Annotated in this window: 9 protein-coding genes; 5 read left to right on the top strand and 4 right to left on the bottom strand. The window is 59.2% G+C overall.

Translation table 11 applies throughout. The features are described from left to right. On the bottom strand, positions 1-1074 hold a 1074-nt coding region (locus OQK_RS03930; RefSeq protein WP_016771215.1), incomplete at its 3' end, for a DUF748 domain-containing protein. A gap of 141 nt (positions 1075-1215) precedes the next feature. Between OQK_RS03930 and cysK the strand changes: the two genes are divergently transcribed. After that, the gene (gene cysK / locus OQK_RS03925; protein WP_016771214.1) at positions 1216-2190 is read left to right on the top strand and encodes a cysteine synthase A; all 975 of its coding nucleotides are present in this window, start codon (positions 1216-1218) and stop codon (positions 2188-2190) included. Between the two features lie 184 nt (positions 2191-2374). Next, a complete protein-coding gene (locus OQK_RS03920; RefSeq protein WP_016771213.1) occupies positions 2375-3313 on the top strand; it encodes an aspartyl/asparaginyl beta-hydroxylase domain-containing protein in 939 nt (312 codons plus the stop codon). Between the two features lie 55 nt (positions 3314-3368). Here OQK_RS03920 and OQK_RS30735 read toward each other — a convergent pair whose 3' ends face one another. Then, the gene (locus OQK_RS30735; RefSeq protein ID WP_016771212.1) at positions 3369-3530 is read right to left on the bottom strand and encodes a hypothetical protein; all 162 of its coding nucleotides are present in this window, start codon (positions 3528-3530) and stop codon (positions 3369-3371) included. Between the two features lie 35 nt (positions 3531-3565). Next, positions 3566-3988, bottom strand: coding sequence for a hypothetical protein (locus tag OQK_RS03910; protein ID WP_319636907.1), 423 nt, complete (start codon positions 3986-3988; stop codon positions 3566-3568). A 550-nt stretch (positions 3989-4538) separates the two neighbouring features. Here OQK_RS03910 and OQK_RS03905 point away from each other — a divergent pair. Continuing rightward, positions 4539-5402, top strand: coding sequence for a DMT family transporter (locus tag OQK_RS03905; protein WP_016771210.1), 864 nt, complete (start codon positions 4539-4541; stop codon positions 5400-5402). A 113-nt stretch (positions 5403-5515) separates the two neighbouring features. On the opposite strand, the gene OQK_RS03900 is transcribed toward OQK_RS03905, so the two are convergent. Continuing rightward, positions 5516-6424, bottom strand: a complete 909-nt coding sequence (locus tag OQK_RS03900; RefSeq protein ID WP_016771209.1) for a DMT family transporter — start codon at positions 6422-6424, stop codon at positions 5516-5518. 214 nt (positions 6425-6638) lie between these two features. On the opposite strand from OQK_RS03900, the gene aceK reads away from it, so the two are divergent. Both aceK and hrpA read left to right on the top strand, forming a co-directional pair. Next, complete coding sequence (gene aceK / locus OQK_RS03895; RefSeq protein ID WP_016771208.1) at positions 6639-8360, top strand: bifunctional isocitrate dehydrogenase kinase/phosphatase; 1722 nt, start codon at positions 6639-6641, stop codon at positions 8358-8360. Positions 8361-8499: 139 nt separating this feature from the next. Continuing rightward, positions 8500-10060 (top strand): ATP-dependent RNA helicase HrpA (gene hrpA, locus OQK_RS03890; RefSeq protein WP_038860526.1); only part of this gene is annotated, 1561 nt, incomplete at its 3' end.

The following is a 10060-nucleotide window of genomic DNA, read 5'->3' as shown; positions in this document are numbered from 1 at the left end:
ATCCTCATCTGGCTTCGGCCGTTCGTACCGCGCATTGAATGCCTGGATGAAGCCATTGCGCAAAATCTGCAGAAACGCTTCAAAGGCATTGACGTTCTGCTGGTGAACATTGCCGCTGAGTTCAACGCGGGTGGCGAACTGGTTTTTGTTCTGGTTCTTCAGCACGGTCTCGGTGCCGCCGACCAGCGCTTCCCAGATTGAGCGGAACAGGCCTTTGTTCTTGTTTTCGACGTCTTGCTGCCAGTTGAATACGTCGACGTCGCGCAGCAGGGGTTTGATGTAGCCGGTTAGTCGGGCTTTCTCTGCCTTCGCTTCGATAACCACATCGCCGTGGCCGGCGTTGAAATCGAATTTGCCGTAGGCGGCGGCGAAGTCGTTCATGCGTTTGAGCTCGATGTCACGGGCGCGCAGGCGGAATTCGAAGTCTTCGAAGTTGCTCAGTGGATCGAAGGTGGCGGTGGTTTCCAATGGCGCGTGCCCTAGCAGCAACGCCTTGCCTTCAAAGCGCGCGTCGCGTTTGCCTTCCTTGTCGACCACATTGGTCAGGTTGTAGATGCTGGCGTTGACGTTGCTGGCGTTCATGTTCACCGGCGGCTTGGAATTGAAGTTGCGGAAGGTGATACGGCCGTCGTTGATCTGCACTTCATCGAGGGTGATCGGCAGCAGCTTGCCCAACTGCTCACGCCAGTCGGTGCCCTGACCGGTCTGCGAGTTCTGTTTGTTGGGGCCGCCGTCGACAAAGTTGATTTCGGGGTTGAGAAATTGCACCTGCGCGACCACGGCATGGTCGTACCACAGTGAATGCCAGCTTACCGACAGGTCGATCAACGGCGCATCGACGAACGGCACCGGTACTTTGCCGTCGACCTTGACGATCTTCAGGCCGTTGATTTTGTAGGCGCCGCGCCACAGCGCGAGGTCGACATCGGTGATCTGGCCACGGTAATCGCCCATGTCCGCGAGCTTGTCATTGAGGTAGTCGCGTACCAGATAGGGCAGGGCGAAATGCAGGGCGACCAGCAGCACCACGACACCCGCCAGGGTCCAGAGCGGCCAGCTGTAACGACGTTTCATGCCATTGTTCCTTCAAGAGTGTGGCTTGACGATTCAAAGCGATTGACTCCGCGCGTTTGCAGACGTTCGACCCGACTGGACTGTGATCGGCAACGGGCTTACCTTGGAAGGCTGAATTCAACGCTGCATAAGGACCCAGCCATGAGCCGTATTTACGCTGACAACGCCCATTCCATCGGTAATACGCCGCTGGTCCAGATCAACCGCATCGCGCCGCGCGGGGTCACCATCCTGGCCAAGATCGAGGGGCGCAACCCCGGTTACTCGGTCAAATGCCGAATCGGCGCCAACATGATCTGGGACGCCGAAAGCAGCGGCAGACTCAAGCCGGGCATGACCATTGTCGAGCCGACTTCCGGTAACACCGGTATCGGTCTGGCCTTCGTTGCCGCTGCGCGTGGCTATAAATTGATGCTGACCATGCCGGCATCGATGAGCATCGAACGCCGCAAGGTTCTGAAAGCCTTGGGCGCGGAACTGGTATTGACCGAGCCGGCCAAGGGCATGAAGGGTGCCATCGAGAAAGCTGCGGAAATCGTCGCCAGCGATGCCGACAAATACTTCATGCCGGCGCAGTTCGATAACCCGGCCAACCCGGCAATTCATGAGAAGACCACCGGCCCGGAAATCTGGAACGACACCGACGGCGCCGTGGATGTGCTGGTGGCTGGCGTAGGTACCGGTGGAACCATTACTGGTGTCTCGCGGTATATCAAGAACACCGCCGGGAAACCGATTCTGTCGGTGGCCGTCGAGCCGGCGTCTTCGCCAGTGATTACGCAAGCGTTGGCCGGTGCCGAGATCAAGCCGAGCCCGCACAAGATTCAGGGCATTGGCGCCGGTTTTGTGCCGAAGAATCTTGATCTGTCGATGGTCGATCGCGTCGAACAGGTGACCGATGAAGAATCCAAGGCCATGGCTTTGCGCCTGATGCAGGAAGAGGGGATTTTGTGCGGGATTTCCTGCGGTGCTGCCATGGCGGTGGCGGTGCGTCTGGCGGAGAAACCAGAGATGCAGGGCAAAACCATCGTCGTGGTGCTGCCGGATTCGGGCGAGCGTTATCTGTCGAGCATGCTGTTCAGTGACCTGTTCACCGAGCAGGAGAACCAGCAGTAAGCCTGTTGATTCAAGTCAGCCAAGGTTCAGGCGCTGCATGTTAATAAAGGCTTTGTTGCGTAATGCTTAACACTGAATCTTGTGTCAGGCGGGTTTTTCCCGGAGCCGGTAGTGTTTATCATGGCCGGCTGCCATGCCGGGAAAAGGGCATTGCGCAGCGTTGTCTTTATTCAAGGAGTCGTTGATGACCGTTTCGTTTGCCGCCAAGGCGTTTGTGCTGTTGCTGTTCCTGGGCAGCACGCTCTATGTGCATTTGCGCGGCAAGGCGCGTTTGCCGGTATTGCGCCAGTTCGTCAACCACTCCGCACTGTTTGCTCCGTACAACGCGTTGATGTACCTGTTTTCCGCAGTGCCATCCAGACCGTATCTGGATCGCAGCAAGTTTCCGGAGCTGGATGTACTGCGCGACAACTGGGAAACCATTCGCGACGAAGCCTTGCACTTGTTCGACGAAGGCTACATTCGCGCCGCCGAGAAGAACAACGATGCGGGTTTCGGTTCGTTCTTCAAGAAGGGCTGGAAGCGTTTCTATCTGAAGTGGTACGACAAACCGCTGCCATCGGCCGAAGCTCTTTGCCCGAAAACCGTGGCGCTGGTCAGTGCCATACCCAACGTCAAGGGCGCGATGTTCGCGCTGCTGCCGGGCGGCAGTCACCTCAATCCGCACCGTGACCCGTTCGCCGGCTCCCTGCGTTATCACCTCGGCCTGTCGACACCCAACTCCGACGATTGCCGGATCTTCGTCGACGGTCAGGTCTATGCCTGGCGCGACGGCGATGACGTGATGTTCGACGAGACCTACGTGCACTGGGTCAAGAATGAAACCGCTCAGACTCGAGTGATTCTGTTCTGTGACATCGAACGCCCGCTGAGCAACCGCCTGATGACCCGCATCAATCGCTTCATCAGCGGCTGGCTCGGCCGCGCCACCGCGCCGCAGAATCTTGATGATGAACGCGTTGGCGGCATCAACCAGGCTTATGCCTGGAGCAAGAACTTCAGCGACCGTTTCAGCGGCGTGGTCAAGCAGTGGAAGCGCCGGCATCCCAAGGCCTACAGGGTAATGCGCCCGGTGCTGGCGGTGTTGGTGCTGACGTTGCTGGGGTATTGGTTGTTTGGTTGAGGCTGGAACAGACAATAGAAAACCGCTCTTCGGGAGCGGTTTTTTATTGATGGGTTCAAGGACGGCCGGCGAGCAGGTTGGGCTCGGTCACGTCGGTTCCGTTTTCAAGGACCTGCAGAAAACGGCGCTGATTCGCGGATAACTCCAGTCGATCAAGCTTTTCCACCGGCTCGCGCAATTCCTTCTTGCTTGGGGATTTTCTTACGACTTTGCGCATACTCCCTCCCTCGCTGGTCAATAAATGAACAGATGTCACGATACTTTACTCTCCACTGGTAGAACAAGGCGACCTTGCACATCAAATGTGAAGCCGAGTTGTTGATAAACCGGAATGGCTCCCGGCATAGGTTCCTGAACTTCGATGACTTGGCTGCCAATAATTCGGGCGAATTCGTCGATGGCGAGCAATGCCAAAGCGGCTATTCGGTTTTTCAGCGGGTGAGCCTTTCCGGGTTTGCCCTCCAGTCGCACGATGCGAATCCGCTGGCGGCTATTGTTGGGATTTGCGAAGCATAGCCCGCAGAGCTCTTGTTCAAACCAGATTGCGATATCCAGAGACAGAGGTTCTCGAGCTTTCCAGACGACGACGTCTTCCCACGAGAAAATCGGGTCGTCCCAAGACTGATAAACTGCGAGTGCTTCAGCATCAATAGGCTCAAAGCGGACTTCAGACATGTCGGCTCCCGAAATGCATCGCATCTGCGCAGTCGCAACACCCGCCCGCTTCCTCGCCTCCGACCGATAAACCTGATACCGCAAATACGTCCGTTCCCTTGGCATATGATCTCTTGCATTCCATGTCTCCTGACAATCCGTTACCACGCCAATAACCCTAACCACCCGGCGCCAGACTGTCGCTACCGGCCCTTCGCCCAAGTCATTGCAATCTGTGTCCCGGGCTGGTTATAGTCAGCCCGCGAGCCGCATGGCTCGCGCGTTCATTTCCTCAATAAAGATCAGCATTCATGCCTGCATCCGTCATCAACGCGGTAGTCGATTCAGCGGTCAACGCTGGCGTCGTGCCGTGCGGGAAACGGCAGCCTGTGCAGATCAGTCATTACCCTCCACCTGTCAGTAGCACGCCGGTGTGCGCAGTCGTTTCGCCGCCGGGCGTTGGTGTGCGGGGTTGATCGGCAGTTTCTGCTGACCCCTGCGCCCGCCAGAACAACCTACTGAATTTCAGCTTCGGCTGAGTTGGCTTCTTGCCTGACTACAGGTGGTATTCATGTGTGTCCTTTCGAAACAATCCGCGCTCGCGGCGACGTCCACGAGCCTGTTCGTTCTGCTGTGGAGCAGCGGGGCGATTTTCTCCAAGTGGGGCCTCGTCCATGCTTCGCCCTTTGCCTTTCTGCTGATTCGCTTCGCCATCGCCCTGTGCGGGCTGGTGTTGCTGGCGCCGCTGCTGAGATTGAAGCTGCCCAAGGGTGGCAAGCCGATGCTGTTCGCGATCGCCACGGGACTGGTGTTGCTCGGGGCCTATCAGATCTTTTATCTGCTGGCGCTGGATTGCAAAGTCACGCCGGGGGTAATGGCGACGATCATGGGCGTTCAGCCGATCCTCACCGTGGTCTTGATGGAACGGCAGCGTTCGGCGAGCCGCCTGTTCGGCCTGGCGCTGGGCCTGGCCGGGCTGGTCATGGTGGTTTATCAAGGGATCGGTCTGGCTGGAATGTCCTGGGCGGGCATGCTGTTCGGTTTGCTGGCGCTGGCGAGCATGACGCTCGGCTCGATCATGCAAAAACGCATCACCGACAATCCGCTCGGCACGCTGCCAGTGCAGTACCTGGCCGGCCTGTTGCTGTGCGCGGTGTTCGTACCGTTTCAGCCGTTTCACTTCGAGCACAGCGCGGGCTTCATCGTCCCGGTGTTATGGATGGGCCTGGTGGTTTCAGTGCTGGCGACGCTGTTGCTGTATCGACTGATCGCGCGGGGCAATCTGGTGAATGTCACCAGCCTGTTCTATCTGGTGCCGGCGGTGACGGCGGTGATGGATTACCTGATTTTCGGTAATCGGCTGGCGGCGTTGGGTGTGCTGGGGATGCTGCTGATCATTGTTGGATTGGTATTTGTGTTCCGTAAAACCGGATAGCCGATAGGCAGGTGGCGCTTGTTGCGCCGCCTTTCGCGAGCAGGCTCGCTCCCACATTGGAATGTATTTTTCTGTGGGAGCGAGCCTGCTCGCGAATATCTGCGGCAGCAAATCTAACGGACTGACGCCTTTGCAGGCTTCACCACCGCCGGCTTCAACACCAGCCACAACGCCGCCGCAATCAGCACGCCGCCATAAATGTGCGCCATCGACAACGGCTCATCCAGCAACAACGCCCCCCACAACACGCCGAACGGCGGGATCATGAAGGTCACGGTCATCGATTTCACCGGGCCGATCGAGCTGAGCAGGCGGAAATAGATGATGTAGGCAAACGCCGTGCAACCCAGACCCAGGCCGAGCAGCGACAGCCAGACCTGCCAGCCACCCCAACTGACCGGCGGCGCAGTGATGGTGCTGTAGGCGAACAACGGCAGCAAAAACAACGTCGCCCCGAGCATGCTGCCCAATGCCGACAAACGGCTGTCCAGCCCACCGGCGTGATCCAGCCAGCGCCGTGCGAGGAATCCGGCAAAGCCGTAGCAAGTGGTCGCCAGCAGGCAGGCGACCGCGCCCATCAGCAGTTGCAGATCGAAGGCTACGGGACCGGCGCGCGTCAGCACACCGACGCCGAACAGACCGAGGAACACGCCGCTGAGCTTGGCCGCCGTGAGCTTTTCGCTGAAGAACAAACCGCCAATCAACACGCCCATCAGCGGCGTCGTGGCGTTGAAGATCGCCGAATAGCCCGCCGGCAATACCTGGGCGGCAACCGAATACAGCGTCGCCGGAATCCCCGAGTTGATCACGCCAAGCAGCATCACGGTTTTCAGCTTGCCCTTGAAATCCCAGCTGATGCGCATCAGCCCAAGGATCACCAGCAGCCCGGCAGCCGCGATCGACACCCGAAAGAAACCGGTCGGGATCGTGCCGATCACCGGGGCAATGATGCGCATGAACAGAAAACTCGCGCCCCAGATAGCGGCCAGCGACAACATACGGAAAATATCGACAGGGCTCACGGCGGGCTCCTTCCTTGATCGGGACGAGAGTGTTGCCGAGCGTCCGGATCATGGCAACCGCTATACGGGCTTTTAATTCTGCTTGCCGATGCATCGGCACGAGAAACCCCGTCAACGGTCAACCCCGTATCGGTTTTGGCAGAAATTGCGCTTTTCCTGCGGACGGTTCCGTGACTAAGCTCAAACGAATCGATTTCCCGCCGAGGTTTCATTTATGTCGCAGCAATGGCCAGCCACCGAGATCGCCCGGATGATCCTCGCCGGCTTCGACGATTACCGCGAGCATTTCCGCCGCATCACCGACGGCGCGCGGGAGCGTTTCGAACAGGCGCGCTGGCAAGAAGCCCAGGCCGCCTCGGCGGCGCGGATCAGTCTGTACGAAGAAAAGGTTGGCGAAACCGTCGCTCGCCTGCGCGAGTATTTCGATGACGAAACCCTGATGAACGTCAGCTGCTGGCCGCTGGTGAAAAGCGCCTACATCAGTGTGATCGACCTGCGCTTCGACGATGAGCTGTCCGAAACCTGGTACAACTCGATTTTCTGCGGGCTGTTCAGCCACGACCTGATCAGCGACGGCTGCATGTTCATCCACACCACGCGCCCGAGCCTGCGCCGGGCCCGCGCTGCGCAAACCCGCACCTATAAGCCGCAGGGCCAGTTGTCCGCCATGCTCGCCAGTATCTTCGCCGACTACCGCTTCAGCGAAGATTACGCCGATTTGCCTGGCGACCTGCTGCGGCTCGAAGCGCAATTGCGCGAGAACCTGCCGGACTGGGTGTGCAAGGACCCGGAGCTAAGCGTCGAGCTGTTTTCCTCGGTGCTTTACCGCAACAAGGGCGCGTATCTGGTCGGGCGCATCTACACCCGCGATGAGCAATGGCCGTTGGTGATTCCGTTGTTGCACCGCGAAGGTCGGGGCATTCAGATCGATGCGTTGATCACCGACGAAGCCGATGTGTCGATCATCTTCTCGTTTACCCGCTCGTATTTCATGGTCGATGTACCGGTGCCGGCGGAGTTCATCGGTTTTCTGCGACGCATTCTGCCGGGCAAGCACATCGCCGAGCTGTACACCTCGATCGGCTTCTACAAGCACGGCAAATCGGAGTTCTACCGCGCGCTGATCAATCACCTGGCCAACACCGACGATCAGTTCATCATGGCCCCGGGCGTGCGCGGCATGGTCATGAGCGTGTTCACCCTGCCGGGTTTCAACACCGTATTCAAAATCATCAAGGACCGTTTCTCACCGTCGAAGAACGTCGACCGGGCTACGGTGATCGAAAAGTATCGTCTGGTGAAAAGCGTCGATCGGGTCGGGCGTATGGCCGATACCCAGGAATTTGCCGACTTTCGTTTTCCGCTGAGCAAGTTCGATCCGGCGTGTCTGGAGGAACTGCTAGAGGTCGCGCCGTCGACGGTTTCGGTCGAAGGCGAAACCGTGCTGATTCGCCACTGCTGGACCGAGCGGCGGATGACCCCACTCAACCTTTATCTGGAAAATGCCAACGACGCCCAGGTACGTGAAGCGCTGGAAGATTACGGTCTGGCGATCAAGCAATTGGCGGCGGCGAATATTTTTCCCGGCGACATGCTGCTGAAAAACTTCGGCGTCACCCGTCACGGGCGCGTGGTGTTTTACGACTATGACGAAATTTGCTTCCTGACCGAAGCCAACTTCCGCCACATCCCGCAACCGCGCACGCCGGAGGATGAAATGGCCTCCGAGCCGTGGTACTCGATCGGACCGCTGGACGTGTTTCCCGAGGAGTTTCCGCCGTTCCTGTTTGCCGATGCCGGGCAGCGGAAATTGTTCGATCAATTGCATGGCGAGTTGTACAACGCCGATTACTGGAAGGCCTTGCAGGAGGCGATTCGGGCGGGGAAGGTCATCGACGTCTTCCCATACCGGCGCAAGGGCCTCGACAACGAATAACAAGACGCAGCTGCAAGTGGCAAGCTTCAAGCTGCAAGTTGAAAGCCGCAGTGACTTGCGGCTGGTAGCTTGGCGCTTGCAGCTGCTTTTCTGCCACAATCCGCCCCCTGCATAAATAGACGACCGAATTGCCTACCCGATGACCGACGAATCGCCCTCCATCGACAAACTGCTGAAAAACCTCGATCACGCCATGCTCGCCGACCGTCACCGGCTGCGGCGGCAGTTGCTTGAGCTGCGCAAGAAACCCGACGAAGCCAAACTGGCACAGTGGGTGGTGCGGATGCAGGCGTCCTGTGATCAGGTGCTGGCGCGCCGCGCGAGCCTGCCGGTGATTCGTTACGACGACAGTTTGCCGATCGCGGCCAAGCGCGACGAGATCAAGAAGGCCCTGGAGCAACATCAGGTGCTGATCATCGCCGGCGAAACCGGTTCGGGCAAAACCACCCAGTTGCCGAAGATCTGCCTGGAAATCGGGCGCGGCCAGCACGGTCTGATCGGCCATACCCAGCCGCGTCGGATCGCCGCGCGCAGTGTCGCCAGCCGTGTCGCCGAAGAGCTCGGCACGCCGCTCGGTGCGCTGGTCGGCTATCAGGTGCGCTTCGAGGATCAGAGCGATGCCAACACCCTGATCAAGCTGATGACCGACGGCATTCTGCTGGCGGAAACCCAGAACGATCGTTATCTGGAACGCTACGACACGATCATCGTCGACGAAGCCCACGAACGCAGCCTCAACATCGATTTCCTCCTCGGCTACCTGAAAACCCTGCTGCCACGCCGTCCCGACCTGAAGGTCATCATTACTTCGGCGACCATCGATCTGGAGCGCTTCTCCAAGCACTTCGATGACGCGCCGATCGTCGAAGTATCGGGCCGTACCTTCCCGGTGGAAACTTGGTATCGACCGCTGACGCTGGAGCAGGACGAAGAGGGCAACCGGGTCGAGGACGACCTCACCGTCGATCAGGCGATCCTCGCCACCCTCGACGAAATCGCCGCCTACGAGCGCAGCGAACGGCGCAGCCCCGGCGATGTGCTGGTGTTCCTGCCCGGCGAGCGGGAGATTCGCGACGCCGCCGATATGCTGCGCAAGGCCCAGCTCAAGCACACCGAAATCCTGCCGCTGTACGCGCGCCTGTCGCCGGCTGAACAGCAGCGGATTTTCCAGTCGCATCCGGGCCGCCGCGTGGTGCTGGCGACCAACGTCGCTGAGACTTCGCTGACCGTACCGGGCATTCGCTATGTGATCGACAGCGGCACCGCGCGCATCAGCCGCTACAGCTATCGGGCCAAGGTGCAGCGCTTGCCGATCGAAGCGATTTCCCAGGCCAGCGCCAATCAGCGTAAAGGTCGTTGCGGCCGGGTCGAGCCGGGTATCTGCGTGCGTTTGTACAGCGAAGAGGACTTCCTTGGGCGCCCGGAATTTACCGATCCGGAAATTCTGCGCACCAACCTCGCCGCCGTTATTTTGCAGATGCTGCATCTGCGCCTCGGTGAAATCACCGCGTTCCCGTTTATCGAGCCACCGGACGGCAAGGCAATCAGCGACGGTTTCAACCTGCTGCAAGAGCTGTCGGCGGTGGATCGCAATAGCCAGCTGACGCCGCTCGGTCGCCAGTTGGCGCGGTTGCCGGTCGACCCGCGCATGGGCCGCATGCTCCTCGAAGCGGCCAAGCTCGGCAGCTTGCAGGAAGTGC

Origin of the sequence: Pseudomonas sp. R62, assembly GCF_000257605.1 — a bacterium.
Lineage (GTDB): Bacteria > Pseudomonadota > Gammaproteobacteria > Pseudomonadales > Pseudomonadaceae > Aquipseudomonas > Aquipseudomonas atacamensis.
The sequence above is the reverse complement of the archived record's forward strand: the minus strand, read 5'-3'. Positions and strand labels throughout refer to the sequence as shown.